General features: G+C 71.9%; 14 protein-coding genes. 4 read left to right on the top strand and 10 right to left on the bottom strand.

Going from position 1 to position 15,399, the window contains the following annotated elements:
* Positions 1-88: 88 nt before the first annotated feature.
* A complete protein-coding gene (locus ABEA24_RS44100) occupies positions 89-1,855 on the bottom strand; it encodes an outer membrane protein assembly factor BamB family protein (RefSeq protein ID WP_345440020.1) in 1,767 nt (588 codons plus the stop codon).
* Between the two features lie 143 nt (positions 1,856-1,998).
* Here ABEA24_RS44100 and ABEA24_RS44095 point away from each other — a divergent pair, with 143 nt between their 5' ends.
* Positions 1,999-4,185, top strand: coding sequence for a HelD family protein (locus ABEA24_RS44095; RefSeq protein ID WP_345440018.1), 2,187 nt, complete (start codon positions 1,999-2,001; stop codon positions 4,183-4,185).
* Positions 4,186-4,223: 38 nt separating this feature from the next.
* Here the strand turns inward: ABEA24_RS44095 and ABEA24_RS44090 are convergent, their stop codons facing one another.
* The 7 genes from ABEA24_RS44090 to ABEA24_RS44060 all read right to left on the bottom strand — a co-directional run bounded on the left by ABEA24_RS44090 (position 4,224) and on the right by ABEA24_RS44060 (position 10,639).
* Positions 4,224-4,661 carry a hypothetical protein gene (locus tag ABEA24_RS44090; RefSeq protein ID WP_345440016.1) on the bottom strand — a complete coding sequence of 146 codons (438 nt, stop codon included), beginning with the start codon at positions 4,659-4,661 and terminating at the stop codon, positions 4,224-4,226.
* A 168-nt stretch (positions 4,662-4,829) separates the two neighbouring features.
* Positions 4,830-5,663 carry a glycosyltransferase family 2 protein gene (locus ABEA24_RS44085; protein WP_345440496.1) on the bottom strand — a complete coding sequence of 278 codons (834 nt, stop codon included), beginning with the start codon at positions 5,661-5,663 and terminating at the stop codon, positions 4,830-4,832.
* Positions 5,664-5,721: 58 nt separating this feature from the next.
* A complete protein-coding gene (locus ABEA24_RS44080; protein ID WP_345440014.1) occupies positions 5,722-6,513 on the bottom strand; it encodes a CDP-alcohol phosphatidyltransferase family protein in 792 nt (263 codons plus the stop codon).
* On the bottom strand, positions 6,491-7,546 hold the full coding sequence (locus ABEA24_RS44075) for an iron-containing alcohol dehydrogenase family protein (RefSeq protein WP_345440493.1): 1,056 nt from the start codon (positions 7,544-7,546) through the stop codon (positions 6,491-6,493). The genes ABEA24_RS44080 and ABEA24_RS44075 overlap by 23 nt, the downstream gene beginning before the upstream one ends.
* A gap of 17 nt (positions 7,547-7,563) precedes the next feature.
* The gene (locus ABEA24_RS44070) at positions 7,564-8,295 is read right to left on the bottom strand and encodes a phosphocholine cytidylyltransferase family protein (RefSeq protein WP_345440012.1); all 732 of its coding nucleotides are present in this window, start codon (positions 8,293-8,295) and stop codon (positions 7,564-7,566) included.
* A complete protein-coding gene (locus ABEA24_RS44065) occupies positions 8,292-8,987 on the bottom strand; it encodes a DUF5941 domain-containing protein (RefSeq protein ID WP_345440010.1) in 696 nt (231 codons plus the stop codon). The genes ABEA24_RS44070 and ABEA24_RS44065 overlap by 4 nt, the downstream gene beginning before the upstream one ends.
* A complete protein-coding gene (locus ABEA24_RS44060) occupies positions 8,984-10,639 on the bottom strand; it encodes a CDP-alcohol phosphatidyltransferase family protein (RefSeq protein WP_345440008.1) in 1,656 nt (551 codons plus the stop codon). The genes ABEA24_RS44065 and ABEA24_RS44060 overlap by 4 nt, the downstream gene beginning before the upstream one ends.
* Positions 10,640-10,867: 228 nt before the next feature.
* On the opposite strand from ABEA24_RS44060, the gene ispD reads away from it, so the two are divergent.
* Positions 10,868-11,587 carry a 2-C-methyl-D-erythritol 4-phosphate cytidylyltransferase gene (gene ispD / locus ABEA24_RS44055; RefSeq protein ID WP_345440006.1) on the top strand — a complete coding sequence of 240 codons (720 nt, stop codon included), beginning with the start codon at positions 10,868-10,870 and terminating at the stop codon, positions 11,585-11,587.
* On the opposite strand, the gene ABEA24_RS44050 is transcribed toward ispD, so the two are convergent.
* Positions 11,550-12,566, bottom strand: coding sequence for a glycosyltransferase family 2 protein (locus tag ABEA24_RS44050; RefSeq protein WP_345440004.1), 1,017 nt, complete (start codon positions 12,564-12,566; stop codon positions 11,550-11,552). The two genes, ispD and ABEA24_RS44050, sit on opposite strands and share 38 nt — an antisense overlap.
* An 81-nt stretch (positions 12,567-12,647) precedes the next feature.
* Between ABEA24_RS44050 and ABEA24_RS44045 the strand changes: the two genes are divergently transcribed.
* A complete protein-coding gene (locus tag ABEA24_RS44045; protein WP_345440002.1) occupies positions 12,648-14,276 on the top strand; it encodes an LCP family protein in 1,629 nt (542 codons plus the stop codon).
* A gap of 140 nt (positions 14,277-14,416) precedes the next feature.
* The gene (locus tag ABEA24_RS44040; protein WP_345440000.1) at positions 14,417-15,172 is read left to right on the top strand and encodes a hypothetical protein; all 756 of its coding nucleotides are present in this window, start codon (positions 14,417-14,419) and stop codon (positions 15,170-15,172) included.
* Positions 15,173-15,238: 66 nt separating this feature from the next.
* On the opposite strand, the gene ABEA24_RS44035 is transcribed toward ABEA24_RS44040, so the two are convergent.
* On the bottom strand, positions 15,239-15,399 hold a 161-nt coding region (locus ABEA24_RS44035; protein ID WP_345430620.1), incomplete at its 5' end, for an acyl-CoA dehydrogenase family protein.

Raw genomic sequence — 15,399 nt, 5'->3', positions numbered from 1 at the left:
CCGCGTCGCATGAGGCCGCGCCGCGTCGCATGAGGCCGCCGCTGCCACGCAGCAGGCCATGCCGCATGAAGCCGCACCGCGCCGTCTGTCAGGCGGCGCTGCGGAGCCGGGCGGCGACCACCGCCGCCAGTCGCGTCGCCGTGTCGGGCAGCCCGGAGGTGACGGTCACGACCGCGCGGCCGACCCGCATCACGACCGTGCCGGACGACGTGCCGATCGCGTACGCCTCGTCGCCGGCCCGTACGCGGGTGCCGTTCTGCGTGTCGCGGGCCGCCGCGAACAGCGCCTTGGCGGTGCCGACGTCGGCGGCGACCCACTGGACCGTGACCGACAGGACACCCGCCTCCCGTTCCGGCCCGTCGAGGGACCGTCCGTGACCGTGGCCGTGGGGCGGCCGGAAGGTGCAGCCCGCGGGGAGCCGCAGGCCGTCGACGGTCGCCGGCGTCGGCTCGCCGTCGTAGCCGCGCGGCAGGTCGCGCTTGGGCAGCAGAGAGCAGGCGTCCGGCCACCGGTGGGGCGGCACGCCCGCGAGCTCCGGCGGTCCCTCGCCGCGGATGCCGCCGCGCAGCGCCACCAGCCGGGCCGCGCCGAACGGGCGCGGGCGCGCGGCCGGCGCGGCGACGTACAGCAGCCCTCCGCCCGCGGCGAGCCAGGGCCGGACGCCGTCCAGGCCCGCCCGCAGGACCACCGGGATCGGCACGGTGGTGCCGCTGCCGCTGACCGGATCGATGACGTCCACCCCGGCGGGCAGCAGCGGATCGGCGAGCCGCGACCGCAGCCCGTACACCAGGCCGCCGGCGACCGACAGCGCGGTGTATCCGGGCATGTCCCGATGCCAGGACGACGCGCCCGTCGCGATGTCCACCGACTCCAGGCGGCGGGTCGGCGTCGCGTCCTCGGACCGCTGCCCGGTCTCGTAGGCGACGAGCAGATGCCCCGCGGTCACCGCGACCGGGCACATGTTGCGGCACAGGTCCTGACCGGCGCGGCGCAGGAAGACACGCCCCCGCCCGTCGAACGCCTGCAGCGACGATCCGTCGAAGACGACCGTGACCTCGCCGCCGACCGCGATCGCCGAGCGCGCGGTGTTCCGGGTGAGGACGGTGAACCTCGTCCGGCCCTTCCACGGATCGACGACCAGGACCCGGTCGCTCGCGCCGCAGTCGATGCTGAACGCGGCGATGCTCTCACTGCTGTCCGAGGCGTACGGCACCGCCTCGGGCAGCAGGCAGCCGTGCGGGAGCCGCTTGGTCCACAGCCTCCGCCCCGTCGTGGCCGAACGCCCGTACAGCGTGTGCCGCCCGTCCTCGGTGACGAACACCACACCGCCGGCGGCCGGCCAGCGCAGCGTGGTCCGGTCGATCGCGGAGGGCACGTCGCCCCGCTGCCGCCACAGCAGCGTGCCGTGCACCGCGTCCAGGCCCACCATGAGGCGGTTGCCGCGGTGCCCGATCCGCTCGAGGTACGCGACGAGGACCTGGCCCGTGCGCGCCCAGCCGAGCATGGACCACTCGGCGCGGTAGTAGTGCCACCGCTCCTCGCCGGTACGCGCGTCCCGGACGTCGAGGCCGTGCCCGGACACGATGACGAGCTGGCCCTCGACGATGGTGTACGCCACCCGGTCGTAGGCGGGCAGATCGCTGTCGCCGACCGGCGTGCTCAGCTGCCAGCTCGTGGTCACCGGCGTCGCCGGCGGCCCCAGGTCGCGCAGGGGCGGCTCCGGCGCCTGCGTCACGGTGCGGTTCACCTGCCACCACTCCGCCTGAAGGACGAAGTGGTCGGCCAGCACCCCACCGACGATCACGGCCAGCAGGGCCGTCAGGGCGCTCGTGATGACGTGCCTACGGCTCCGCACGGACTCGACCGTGATCACCTCCCCTTCGGCGGTGTTCTTCCCGACCAACCGGCCCCGACCGGCCTCCCGGTCTTCCCGACCAACCGGCCCCGACCGACCTCCGAGGGTACGGGGTTCCGGCGCTTCACACCGATAATTGCCTCATGGTGCCCACCGTCAAGGACGAGCAGATCGCCGCGGAGCAGGCCCGCGTCGACGAGGCGTACGCACGCCTCGAGGAGATGCGCGCGGCCGCCCGCCGGATGCTCGAGGAGGGGTACCGCCAGGCTCAGGCGGGCACGAAGGGCTCACTGGTCGACCGCGACGCGATGGTTCACCAGGCCGCCGTCCGCAGCCGCGCGCTCGACGTCGCCGAGGAGGGCCTCGTCTTCGGACGTCTCGATCTCGTCGGCGGCGAGACGCTGTACGTCGGGCGGGTCGGCGTCCGCACCAGCGAGCACGACTCCCTCGTGATCGACTGGCGGGCTCCCGCGGCCGAGGCGTTCTACCGCGCGACCCCGGAGGACCCCCGGGGCGTCGTACGCCGCCGCGTGCTGCACTGCCGGGGCCGCAAGGTCGTCGACCTGGAGGACGACCTGCTGATCCCGGACGCCCGCCCCGACCTCACGAGCGTCGGCGACGGCGCGTTCCTGGCCTCCCTGGCCCGCAGCCGCGAGGGCGTGATGCGGGACATCGTCGCCACGATCCAGCGCGAGCAGGACGAGGTGATCCGCGCCGCCGCCGACGGCACCGTGATCGTCCAGGGCGGTCCCGGCACCGGCAAGACCGCGGTCGCCCTGCACCGCGTCGCGTACCTGCTGTTCCGGCACCGGCGCCGGTTCGGCTCGCGCGGTGTGCTGATCGTCGGCCCGAACCCTCGGTTCACCGCCTACATCGAGCGCGTGCTGCCGTCCCTCGGTGAGGGCGGCGCCACCCTGCGCTCCCTCGGCGACCTCGTCCCCGGTATGGAGGCGGCCGCCCACGACACCCCGGACCTGGCCCGCCTCAAGGGCGCCCCCACGATGACGCGCCTGCTCCGCCGCGCCGTCCAGGACGCCCCGCCGGGCAGCCCGGACGAGCTGCGCACCGTCTACCGCGGCGTCGTCGTCGCGCTGGACCGGGACGCGCTCGACCGCGTCCGCCGGGAGGTCCACCGCAGCGCGCACGGCGCGGTGAACAACGCCTATCCCCGCGCGGCCGACCTCCTCCTCGCCGCCCTCTGGGAGCGTTTCCTGGAGGTCGGCGGCCTGGACGACGCCCCCACGACGCGCAAGGCGTTCACCGAGCGCGTGCGCGACGAACGGCGCTTCGTGGAGTTCCTGCGCGCCTGGTGGCCGGTCCGCCGCCCCGCCGACGTGCTGCGCTCGCTGGCCGACGAGGACCGGCTGCGCCGCGCCGCCGGCCGCACCCTCACCGACCGGCAGGTCAAGTCGCTCGCGGAGTCCTGGCAGGGCCCGTGGTCGTACCTCGACATCGCGCTGCTCGACGAGGCCGGCGCCATCCTCGGGCCCCGGCCGCGACCGGCCCGGAGCGCGAGGAAGCGCAAGGCGGAGGACCCGTTCGTGATCGACGGCGTGAACGTCTTCACGGGCGAGCAGGTCGAGACCGAGGACGACGACGAGCCGACCCTGCGGGAGCTCACCACCTACGTCGAGCGCCGCGAGCAGGCCATGCGCCGCGACGACGAGGACGATGAGGACCTCCCGGTGGAGTACGCCCACATCGTCGTGGACGAGGCGCAGGACCTGTCGCCGATGCAGTGGCGCATGCTCGGCAGACGCGGTCGGCAGGCGACCTGGACGATCGTCGCGGACCCGGCGCAGAGCGCCTGGGAGGACTCCGCCGCCGCGGGCAAGGCGATGGACACCGCCCTCGGCCGCCGCCCCCGCCACGCCTTCGAGCTGACCACGAACTACCGCAACTCGACCGAGATCGCGGAGGTGGCCGCGCGGGTGCTGGCCCGCGCGGTGCCGGAGGCACGGCCCGCCCGCGCCGTGCGCGCCTCGGGCCACCACCCGCTGATCCGCCATGTCCCCGCTCTCGACGGGCACGTCCGCGCCGAGGCGGCCGCCCTCGCCGACGCGGTCGAGGGCACCGTCGGCGTCATCCTGCCGGTCGGCCACGCGGCCCCGCCGCTGCCCGGCCTCCCGGACCGCGTGCAGATCCTCGACGCGCTCGAGGCGAAGGGCCTGGAGTTCGACGCGGCCCTGATCGTCGAGCCGGGCGAGATCGCGGACTACTCGCGGATGGGACTGCGCACGCTCTACGTCGCCGTCTCCCGCGCCACCCAGCGCCTCACCGTCCTCACCACCGCCCCGGCCTGGCAGGCCCTCCTCTCCGGCACCGGATGACCCGAGGTCGTCCGGCCAAGGCGCGCGTCTCTCGTTCCTCAATCGCCCGACCGGGGTCTGCCCGGCCGGGGTGACGGTGAGTCGGCCGACGTCCCCTCGGTCCGTCCGGCCTTGACGGGCGCATCCCAGTTGACCGTTACTTTGTGGGGGTCCGTCCGGCTTACCCGGCAGGGGTAGATCTTGGTCACGGCAACGATCTGCGCGACCTGGATAGTGGACAGCTCCGTGTTCTGCTGCGTGTCTTCGTAGGCCGGCCGCCCTTTGACGGATACCCGGTACCGGAGGTCGTAGCTGCGGCTTCGGTCCATCACGTGGACCTCCTTGATGTCGAGCACCGTGGCCGTGCAGGGCAGAGCGTCCTTCAGGTCTGCGCGGTCCAGCTCATTGTCGGTGTCCGAGGCGCCGACGCCACAGCCGGCGAGCAGCAGGCCCGCCGTCCCGGTCGCCAGACCGGCCCCGATTCGCCACGTCCCCATGCGACCATCCCCACCATCGTTGACGCCGGCATCGCCGGAAGGACACCGCATCTACGACGGAGCACTGACGATCATGGTTCCCCTGACGCGTACCTGAGCCGTCCATCGCGGCAGCGTCGTCGTACCGGCGGCCGGACGAACCCGGCCGCCGGTGTCCCGGCAAGACGGCTAGATGACCGGGGGGCGGCCGAGGCGGGTCATGCGCCAGGCCGTACGCCAGGAGATCGGGCGGCGGCGGCCCGCCGGTTTGCGCCAGCCCTCGCGGAAGCCGCTGAGCCACGGGCGGAGCGAGGCCCACTTGCGCTCGCGGAGGACCGTCATCGCGACCCACACGCCGAGGTAGACGCAGAGGAGCGGCCAGGGCAGGTTGCGGCGCGCCAGCCACACGCGGTTGCGGGCGTTGAGCCGGTAGAACATCTCGTGCCGGGTGGGCGCGACGGCCGGGTGGAACATCACCGACTCGGCGTCGTACACGATGCGGTAGCCGGCGTTGAGCGCCTGCCAGGCGAGGTCGGTCTCCTCGTGGGCGTAGAAGAAGTCCTCCGGCAGCCCGCCGGCGACGTCGAACACGGCGCGGCGCATCGCGCAGGCACCGCCCAGGAACGTCGTGACGTCCGAGGACCGGAGCGGGTCACCGGCGCGCAGCCGGGGGACGTGACGCCGCTCCCCCGGCCCGCCCTCGGGGTCGCGCACCCGGAAGGAGACGATGCCGAGCGTCGGGTCGGCGGCGAACATGTCCCGCAGGCGCGCGCCGAGGTCCGTGGACTCGTACCAGCCGTCGTCGTCGAGGAAGAGGATCAGCTCTCCCGTCGACGCCTCGACGCCGCGGTTACGGCCGGCCGGGATGCCGACGTTCTCCGGCAGCCGGAGCACCTTGACGTTCTCCGGCCAGGAGCCGGGGACGTCCGCGCCGTTGCCGACGAGGACGACCTCGACGTCGACGCCGTTCTGGTGCAACGCGCTCTTGACGGCGCGTTCGAGCTCGGCCGGGCGGTTGCCCATGGTCAGCACGACGACGGACAGCCTCACGCCCGCCTCCACGACTTGACTCGCGTCTCGTTCACTTGAGCCTCCGGGACGCCACGATGCTGACGAAGTGCAGCCCGGTCTGGAGGACGGCGACGACCGCGACGGCGACGGCCAGGACCCTGGTGGCGGTCAGGTCGTGCGTCAGGTGGTCGATGACGGCCGCGACGACGATGAGCAGGGACAGCTCGACCGCGCCGATGATGCGGTGGAGCTTCAGCAGCGAGGCGGCCTCGCGCGCCAGCGCCAGGCCGGTCGACTCCGGGCGCAGCGCGCGGTCGCCGCTCTCCGGGTCCGCGGGCAGGCCCGACTTGGCCCGGGCGACGACGACGTTGTCGGTCTCCGCCTTGATCAGGGCCGCGCCGAGCGCGGCCAGCAGGCCCAGCTCGACGTAGCCGCCGTTCTCCCACGCGCCCTGGGCGCGGACGCCGAGGCCGGCCAGCAGCGCGACCTCCGACAGGTAGTGCCCGATGCGGTCGAGGTAGACGCCGGTGATGGAGGTGCGGTTGCGGAACCGCGCCACCTCACCGTCGGAGCAGTCCAGCAGCAGGTAGGCCTGGATCAGCACGGCGCCGACGATCGCCCACACCAGGCCGGCCGTGCCGCGACCGTCGACCGCGACGGCCACGCCGCCGAGCATGCCGCAGACGATCATCATGTAGGTCAGCTGGTTCGGGCTGAACCCGATCCGGATGAAGATCCAGCTGAAGAAGGGCGAGATGCTGCGCATGTACAGCCGCCCCGCCCAGTGCTCTTCGTTCCGGCGTTCCTTGAGACCGGGTGGCTGACCGCCCGCCCGGACTTCAGCCAGCGAAGGTGCCGACATATTCGCGTACCGCTTTCAGCACAGCGCCCTCGTCGAGTCCGAGGTGCTCGAGGATGGTGTACCGGCCAGGCCGGGTCTGGGGAGCGTACGCCACCGCCTCGGCGAACTGCTCCTCGGTCAGACCGATGTCATACGGAGTCTTGGGGAGCCCATGACGGTCCAGGCTCGCCACGATCTCCGTGAGGCGTTCGGAGCCCTCACCGAGATGCGTCGCACGCAGGTGATAACAGAACGCCGCACCGATCCCGGCCAGCTCGCCGTGGTTGGCGGTGCCGGGGAAGAGGTGGTCGATGGCGTGCAGGATCTCGTGGTCGCCGCCGCTGGCCGGGCGTGAGGACCCGGCGAACGACATCGCCATGCCGGACAGCACCAGGCCCTCCGCCAGGACGGTGAGGAACTCGTCCGACTCGATCGACTTCGGCTGGTAGATGAGCGCCTCGGCCGCCGTACGGGCGAGGGTCAGCGCGAGCCGGTCGATCGGGTCGCCCTGCTCCCGGTTGGACAGCAGCCAGTCGTCGACCGCCGAGAAGTTGCTCAGCACGTCGCCGACGCCGGCCCGGACGAGACGGTCCGGCGCGGCGCGGACGTAGTCCAGGTCGACGACCATGGCCAGCGGCATCGCGACGCCGAAGGAGTTCTTGCCCTTCTCGTGCTCGAGGGACGCCGTCGGCGAGCAGATGCCGTCGTGGGAGAGGTTCGTGGCGACGGAGACCATGGGCATGCCCGCGAGCGTCGCGGCGTACTTGGTCGCGTCGATGGTCCTGCCGCCGCCGATGCCGACGACCGCCTCGTACGAGCCGCTGCGCAGTCGCGAGCCGAGCGACATGGCGGCGTCCACGGTGCCGCCGTCGACGTGGAAGACCTCGCACGCCTGCAGGCTCGGCCGTACGTGCTCGGCGATCTGGTCGCCCTGCCCCGGGCCGACCGCGATCGCGACGCGGCCCTCGGTGGCGATCCGCCGGTCGGCGAGGAGCTCGCCGAGATGGGCGATGGCCCCGCGCCGCACGTCGATCGACAGCGGCGCGGGGAGCATCCGCGTGAGCAGCGGCATCAGTATTCCTTGGCGATCCGGCGGGCCTTCTCCAGGTCGTCGTGGTTGTCGACCTCGACCCAGTCGACCGCGCCGATCGGGGCCACCGAGATCTTGCCGCCGCGGTTCACCAGCTCCTGGTAGCCATCCTCGTAGTACAGGTCGGGGTCGCGCTCCCAGGTGGCCTTCAGCGCGTCCGCGAGCGGCTTGGCCGCGGTCGGCTCCAGCAGCGTGGCGCCGATGTACTCGCCGTTCGCGTCGGACGGGTCCATCAGCTTGGTGATGCGCTGCAGGTGACCGTTTCCGTCGAGGATGACCTTCATCTCCTCGTCGGCGAGCTTCTTGACGTCGTCGACGGCGAGGAGGATGTCCGGGCCGCGGTTCGACAGGAGGGTCTTCTCGACGCTCACCGGGTGCACCGTGTCGCCGTTGACCATCAGGACGCCCTCGGCGAAGTGCTCACGGGCCAGCCACATGGAGTAGGCGTTGTTCCACTCCTCGGCCTTGTCGTTGTGCACCAGCGTGATCGAGACGCCGTACCGGCTCTCCAGCGCGGCCTTGCGCTCTTCGACCGCCTGCGCGCAGTACCCGACGACGATGACGACGTCGGTCAGCTCGACCTCGGCGAGGTTGCCGAGCGCGATGTCGAGGATCGTCGTCTCGCCGTCGACCGGCACCAGTGCCTTGGGCAGCGTGTCCGTGTACGGGCGGAGCCGTCGCCCCGCTCCCGCGGCCAGAACCATGCCGATCATGAGCCGGCCTCCTCCTCATCCTCAAGATTGACCATGACACCCTTGCCCGTACCGGTCCGCACCCAGGTGTAGACGCTCTCGATGCCGAACAGCAGCAGGAAGTAGACGCCGAGCACCGCCAGGACGACGGGCAGCTTCCCCAGGATTGTGGCGACCGCCGCGATGAGCATGCGGCCCTCCCAGCCCAGGCCGGCGACGAACACCCACTTGGCCGGCCACAGCCGCTGCCGCGTGCGGTAGACGGTGTCGTAGTGGTGGTAGGCCAGCACGAACAGGAAGGCGTACACCAGCGGCTTGGAAACGCCGTGGGCGAAGCCCAGCGTCGCCAGGTAACCGTATTCGATCGCCCGCATCAGCGGCGGCACGAGCCAGTCCAGCCGTCCGCTGTGCGGATGCGTGGAGCCCGGGCCCGCCAGCAGCAGCACCAGCACCGGGGCGAAGACCGCCGGGCTGGTCTGGCCGTTGACGCCGGCCACCAGCAGGATCGCGGTGACGATGCCCGCGACGAGCAGCGGGAGCAAAGGCGGAAGCTGTCCCTTGGTGAGCCGCCCGAGCGCGTGGGCGATCGGGCCGTCGTCGCGGTAGGCGACCAGCCGGCTGCCGTGGTAGGCCAGCTCGGCGTCCGGGACAGGGGCGTTGGCGGGCGTAGGGGGGTCGCCCGCCGAAGACATGCCGGGAAGTACTGTGCTCATTTCTGGACTGCCACCGACCTCGGCTGGGTGAGGGAACGGAGGATGCGGCCGGCGACCGTGTAGAAGGCGGCGACGGAACCCCACGTGAGCAGCGCGATGAACGTCACACGTGCGTTGAAGAACATGGCGGTGAGCGCGATCAGCGCGAACCGCTCGCCGATCGGCAGCACGATCATCTTCTTGAACCAGTGGAAGACGCGGACCTTCTCCGAGCGCGCGGACAGCCATACCGCGAGGTGGCTCAGGCCGCTGCCCTTCGGGCGGCTCTTCGTCGGCTCCGGCTCGTCCAGCACACGGTCGTCCGGCCTGCCGAGCGGAACGATCGGGATCGGCTCGGGAGGCAACCGCCGCTTCGACGCCCCGAAGGCGAAGTCGACCATGTGGCGGCAGGTCTGCGCCGTGATGGCGGTCACGGCGAGGAACCACACGTCGCCGCCGTGCACCGAGCTGCCGATCGCCGCCGCGGTCGAGCCGGCGGCGAGGCCGCCGAACACGGTGTACTCCTTGGCACGGTCGAACGTCGCGTCGAGCCAGGCGCCGAGCGTGCTGAACTGGCGGGTGTAGCGGGCCAGCTGCCCGTCCACGCAGTCGAAGACGAACGCGAAGTACAGCGACACGCCGCCAAGGATCATCCCCCACCGCTGGCCGGTGGAGAAGAAGTAGGCGGCCACCACCGAGATCGCCATCGAGATCGCGGTGACGAAGTTCGGCGTCCAGCCGCGCTTGCCCGCCCAGCGGGCGATGTAGCGGGAGTAGGTGCTGACGGCGTACGTGGTGAAGAAGCCGTCGTTGCTCTTGACCGCCGTGCTGAGCCGGACGTTGTCCTCGTTGACGGCGTCGACGGCGCGCTGGGCGGCGTCGGCCTGCGTCTGGTCGAGGACCCGCTCGCACAGCAGGACGCTGTTGCCGCGGCCGGTCACCTTCACGCCCGAGCGCACCAGTCCGACGACGAGCAGTGCGGCCGCGTCGTCTCCGGTGATCGGGGTGGTGGCCAGGGCGCTCTGGTAGTCGCCGTCGGCCTGCTCGATCTCGGCGTCCCCGGTGTCCTCCGGGTCCTGCCACAGGTGGCGGATCGGGCTGATCTTCGTGAAGCCGTCCGGCTTGTCGGCCAGGTCGGCCAGCTTCTCGGCCACCTGCGCGAGGGTGGCGGTCTCCTCTTCGGACACGCGCACGACGCCGCGGAAGACGGCGTTCGGGTCGGTCACCTGGTGGTACGGGGAGCCTGCGGACCGGATGCGGCCCTTGCCGATCCGGAGGAGAGGGCGGGTGAGGTGGTCGTCGTCCACGGGGACACGGGCGACGACGGCGGAGGCCGGGGCCTTGGAGTTGTAGACGAGCCGGGCGAACACCTCGCGGTGGGCAACGACGTCACCGTGCACGATGAGCATCGGCTCCCTGGCCGACCGCGCCACGCGCGCGATCTCACGCAGGTCGTCGGCGAGCCCCTTGGACTCGACGACCTCGCAGCCGTTCTCCCGGAGCGTTTCGGCGAACTCGGGGCGGGCGATCACGCGGCGATCGGCGACGTCGAGGGACTGGAGCTGGGCGAGCACACGGGCGACTACGGGGCCGCCGCCCGGGAGCGTGAGGCCGGCCGTCGGCGTGGACCCGGACGCGACCGCCTCGGTCGCGAGAACCACTGCCAACGTCATCGGCACCCTCCGAAGATCATGTCTGTAGTCCTCAGGTCTGGGGTGGGGGTCTCTCTCCGGCGGAGCCGTGAGATGCGAGCGCCGACCATACCGCGACCGTCACGGCGCCGCCTCCTCGCCGTAAACATCCGTTCAGCCGGGTGACGCGGCAAAGGTCCCCATAGGTTACCGCTGCCGACGCGCTGTGGGCCCTCACGGTGCACGTGGCGGACAGTAAAGTGCGGGCACATGAGCACCATTGCGGTCGTCCTCGCCGGTGGAACGGGCCTGCGTCTGGGGCTGGGCGCGCCGAAGCAGTTGGCGACGGTGGGCGGCCGCCCCATTCTCGCCCGCGCGATCGAGGCGTTCGACTCGGCGCCGGAGATCGACGAGGTGCTCGTGGTGATGGCCGCCGGGCACGTCGCCGAGGCGGAGGTGATCGCCAAGCCGTACGCCAAGGTGCGCCGGGTCGTCGAGGGCGGCGCCACCCGTACCGAGTCGACGCTGCGGGCCCTGGCCGTGCTGGAAGAGGAGCCGGGCGACGCCCGCGTGCTGTTCCACGACGCGGCCCGTCCCTTCGTCGACGCCCGGATCATCGCCGACTGCGTCGCCGCGCTGGAACGCGAGGACGTCGTCGCGGTGGCGGTGCCCTCGTCCGACACGGTCGTCGTGGTCGAGGGCGACCGGGTCGTGGAGATGCCGCCGCGGGACCGGCTGCGCCGTTTCCAGACGCCGCAGGGGTTCCGGCTCGCCGTGATCCGCGCGGCGTACGAGCGGGCGCTGGCCGACCCGGGGTTCGCCGAGCGCCCGCCGACCGACGACTGCGGTGTGGTGCACCGCTACCTGCCCGAGATCCCCGTCCGGGTCGTCTCGGGCAGCGAGCAGAACATCAAGATCACGCATCCGGTCGATCTGCTGATCGCCGAGCAGATCACCGCTCGGGAGAGCGCCCCAGGCTCGGCGGGCTGAGCAGGAAGCCGAGGCCCCACGCGACGTGCATCGTCGCGTACACCGCCGGCAGCCGCGCCCACGCCGACAACGGCAGTCCCCGCCCGGTCGCGACCGAGCCCGCGAGGATCGCGGCGGCGTACCCGCCGGGGATGAGCCAGCCGGGCCAGAAGCCGAAGACGCCCGCGACCACGCCGACGGCCATCGCGACGACGGCCAGCGGCGGCGCGAGGTAGCGCAGGTTGAGGGTGCCCTGGTGCTCGCGCCCGACGACGCGCCGCCACTTTCCCGTGTGGAAGAACTGTTTGGCCAGCGCCCGCAGGTTCGGCCGGGGACGGTAGGTGACGTGCATGCGGGGCGTGAACCACACCCTGCCGCCGGTCTGGCGGATGCGGTGGTTCATCTCCCAGTCCTGCGCGCGGACGAACGTCTCGTCGTAGCCGCCGACCCGGTCGAGGGCGCTGCGCCGGAAGCTGCCGAGGTAGACCGTGTCCGCCTCGCCGGCCTGCCCGCCGATGTGGAACGTCGCGTTGCCGATGCCGATCTTGGTGGTCATCGCGCGGGCGACGGCCTTCTCGAAGGGCGTGACGCCCTCGGCGGCCATGATGCCGCCGACGTTGTCCGCGCCCGTCTCCTCGAGCGTCTCGACGGCCGCCAGCACATAGTCGGACGGCAGCAGCGAGTGGCCGTCGACGCGCACGATGAAGTCGTGCCGCGAGGCCTGGATGCAGGCGTTCAGGCCGTTGGGGGTGCGGCCCGTCGGGTTGGCGACGACGACGATGCGCGAATCGTCGGCCGCGAGCTTCTCGGCGATCTCCTGCGTACGGTCGCGGGAGGGCCCGACAGCGATCACGAGCTCCAGCCCACCCGGGTAGTCCTGGGTGAGGATGGACCCGACCGCCTCCGCGAGATGCCGCTCCTCATTGAGCACGGGCATGATCACTGACACGGCCGGCCAAACGCGGTTTCGGGCGACCTGTGTGTTGGGCGAGGGATTCATGACGGCGCCACGGTACTGTACGAACGCGAGGAACGCCGCAATGAAGGCAAGACTTCGCACCCCCCGGAGAGGCGAGCCGTCATGGCACACGACGAGGAGTCCGACCCGCAGGAGCGTTACTTCCGCCCCCGCCCGGGCGCTCCGGCTTCGGGTGACGAGGACGCCGCGCAGGTCGAGGGCGTCGCGTTCGGCGACGCCGAGTCCTCGCACGTGCGCGTCGACCGCGCCGCCCGCAGGACGGGCGTGGCGCCGGACGGCGCGCGGCGGCAGCGCCGGTTCCTCGTGACGACGGGCGTGATGTCGACGGCGGTGCTGCTGTTCTCCGGCGGCGGCTGGGCGTTCCAGGACTACGTCCTCGGCAGCGTGCGGCGCGTCAACGCCTTCGAGGGGCTGAAGAACCGCCCCGACTCCGGGCCCGAGGGCTCGATGAACATCCTGCTGGCCGGCGTCGACCGTCGTGAGGGGCTGACCGCCCAGCAGATCAGCGACCTGCACCTGGGCAGGGCGGACGGCGCGCGGTCCGACACGATGATGCTGGTGCACGTCTCGTCGAAGCACGACAAGATCACCGTGGTCAGCCTGCCGCGCGACTCCCTCGTCACCATTCCGTCGCACAAGTCCAACGGCAGCGAAGGAACGCGCGGCGCGGACGTCGGCGAGCGGCGGGGCAAGCTCAACTGGGCCTACATGTACGGCGGGCCGACGCTCGCCGTCCAGACGGTCGAGCGGGCCACCGGCGTGCACGTCGACCATTACGTCGAGGTCAACTTCCTGGGCTTCATCAAGGTCGTGGACGCGCTCGGCGGCGTCACCGTCTGCACGAACCAGCCGATCAACGACCCCAAGAGCGGCCTGCAGCTGCCCGCGGGCAAGACCACCGTGGACGGGAAGACCGCGCTCGCCTACTCGCGCGCCCGCTACACCCTGACCGGCGGCAGTGACCTGGGCCGGATCGACCGGCAGCAGCAGTTCATGTCCGCCGTGGCGCACAAGGCGCTGACCGACCCGACGAAGTACCCCGCCGTGCTGAGCGCGGCGCTGAGCACGATCCGGGCGGACAAGGAGCTGTCGAAGGGCACGCTGACGGCGCTGGCCGCGCAGATGAAGGGGATGAGCACCGACAGCATCGCCTTCACGACCGTGCCGCTGGCGAACAGCAACTACCTGACGCCGATCGGCGGGGTACGCCAGTCCACCGTGCTGTGGGACGACAGCGCCGCCGGGCGGCTGTTCGACCAGATCCAGCGGGACAAGGCGATCGTCGAGCCGCCGAAGGCCTCCCCGAGTTCGCCGGCCGGCGCGTCGCCGACCGCGTCGGCGAAGCCCGGCGGCCTCACCGTGGCCCCGCGCGACATCGACGTCCGGGTCGTCAACGGCGTCGGCACCGTCGGGCTGGCCGCCCGGGCCGCCGGCGACCTGCGCGACGCGGGGTTCGGGGCGAGCGTGGTGCCGGGCACGCGGCACGGGGTCGAGACGACCGTCATCCAGTACGGGCCGGGCCGCGAGGACTCGGCACGGACGCTCAAGGCGGCGATCCCAGGGGCGCGGCTGAAGGAGGTGGCCGGGCTCGGTTCCCGGCTGCAGGTGGTGGTCGGATCGTCCTGGTCCGGGGCGAAGAAGGTCACGGTCAACGCACCCGCCAAGGCGCCGGCCGGCGACTCCCAGCAGCAGGTGAACGCGAAGACGGCCACGCAGAACCTGTGTAAGTGACCTGGCCGGTGAGCACCGTCTGACCGGCGAGGTCAGCCCGCCTGTCCGAAAAGTGCTTCTTTTTACCTGCTCGCCGGACCACTAGCCTGCTGGTGAACCGGCGACCCCGCCGGGGTCGCCCCCCACTGGGAGGAACATCGATGTCGAACGGCGCCCGCCACGCCTGGGGACTCCTCCTGGGGCTGATCCTCACGGCCGCTCTCGCCGGGCTTCTGATCTTCGGTACGTACCGCCTGCAGCACGGCTTCGTGATGCAGGGCCACACGACCGACAAGTGGCTCGGCGGAGGCCTGCTGGCCGGTGCCGCCGTCGTCTTCGCCCTGCTCACGTCCTCACGGCTGTCGCCGCTGGGATCGCTGCTCGGCGGGCTGATCCTCACCGCGGCCGGCGTGCTGTTCTTCATCTCCCAGAAGACGACCACCGACCTCATCAACCGCTTCCCCCTCAAGGGCCAGCGCGTCACGCTCGCCGGCCTGGAGGAGGAGGGGTTCATGCTCTTCGTCGGCGTCGGCCTGCTGTTCGGGTCGTTCTACCCCTCGCGGTGGCGGGCCCGGACCGGCGACGACGCCGACCCGGCATACGAGTACGGCCTGCCCGAGTCCGAGGAGTCGCCGCGACGCTCCACCTCCACCGGCCGGCACCGCCACGCCGCGCGCGACGACGGCAGCACCCCGGCGTATGGAACGCCGCGCAACGCCGACACGCACGTGTACGGGACGCCGGAGCCGGGGGACGTCTCCGTCTACGGGTCCTCCGAGGCGTCCGCCACCGCCTACGGGCAGACGGAGTTCGACGTGCCGTTGTACGAGCCGGAGCGGTCGCAGCGCGAGCGGTCGTTCTTCACCCCGCCGGACGAGGATGACGGCGGCACCCGCGAGATGCACCGCCCCCGCTGACCCCGGGCGTAGACCCTCCGGCGCGGAACCGGACCCGGATCGGTCCGGCCCCGCGTTCGGGGCCGCTTACTTCAGGAGCTGGCGGGCCATGACGACGCGTTGGATCTGGTTGGTGCCCTCGTAGATCTGGGTGATCTTCGCGTCGCGCATCATGCGCTCGACCGGGTAGTCCTTGACGTAGCCGTAGCCGCCGAGCAGCTGCACCGCATCCGTGGTGATCTCCATCG

The organism is Actinoallomurus vinaceus (genome assembly GCF_039542055.1).
Taxonomy (GTDB): domain Bacteria; phylum Actinomycetota; class Actinomycetes; order Streptosporangiales; family Streptosporangiaceae; genus Actinoallomurus; species Actinoallomurus vinaceus.
Note: the sequence above shows the minus strand (reverse complement) of the source record. Positions and strands in the feature narration are given on the sequence as shown.

Bases quoted from the DNA above. Each gene is read 5' to 3' on its own strand.
- ABEA24_RS44065 (WP_345440010.1), bottom strand. From the start codon at position 8,987: ATGAGCACAGTACTTCCCGGCATGTCTTCGGCGGGCGACCCCCCTACG.
- ABEA24_RS44085 (WP_345440496.1), bottom strand. From the start codon at position 5,663: ATGGGCAACCGCCCGGCCGAGCTCGAACGCGCCGTCAAGAGCGCGTTG.
- ABEA24_RS44070 (WP_345440012.1), bottom strand. From the start codon at position 8,295: ATGATCGGCATGGTTCTGGCCGCGGGAGCGGGGCGACGGCTCCGCCCG.
- ABEA24_RS44090 (WP_345440016.1), bottom strand. From the start codon at position 4,661: ATGGGGACGTGGCGAATCGGGGCCGGTCTGGCGACCGGGACGGCGGGC.
- ABEA24_RS44050 (WP_345440004.1), bottom strand. From the start codon at position 12,566: ATGAATCCCTCGCCCAACACACAGGTCGCCCGAAACCGCGTTTGGCCG.
- ABEA24_RS44080 (WP_345440014.1), bottom strand. From the start codon at position 6,513: ATGTCGGCACCTTCGCTGGCTGAAGTCCGGGCGGGCGGTCAGCCACCC.
- ispD (WP_345440006.1), top strand. From the start codon at position 10,868: ATGAGCACCATTGCGGTCGTCCTCGCCGGTGGAACGGGCCTGCGTCTG.
- ABEA24_RS44095 (WP_345440018.1), top strand. From the start codon at position 1,999: ATGGTGCCCACCGTCAAGGACGAGCAGATCGCCGCGGAGCAGGCCCGC.
- ABEA24_RS44040 (WP_345440000.1), top strand. From the start codon at position 14,417: ATGTCGAACGGCGCCCGCCACGCCTGGGGACTCCTCCTGGGGCTGATC.
- ABEA24_RS44060 (WP_345440008.1), bottom strand. From the start codon at position 10,639: ATGACGTTGGCAGTGGTTCTCGCGACCGAGGCGGTCGCGTCCGGGTCC.
- ABEA24_RS44075 (WP_345440493.1), bottom strand. From the start codon at position 7,546: ATGCTCCCCGCGCCGCTGTCGATCGACGTGCGGCGCGGGGCCATCGCC.
- ABEA24_RS44045 (WP_345440002.1), top strand. From the start codon at position 12,648: ATGGCACACGACGAGGAGTCCGACCCGCAGGAGCGTTACTTCCGCCCC.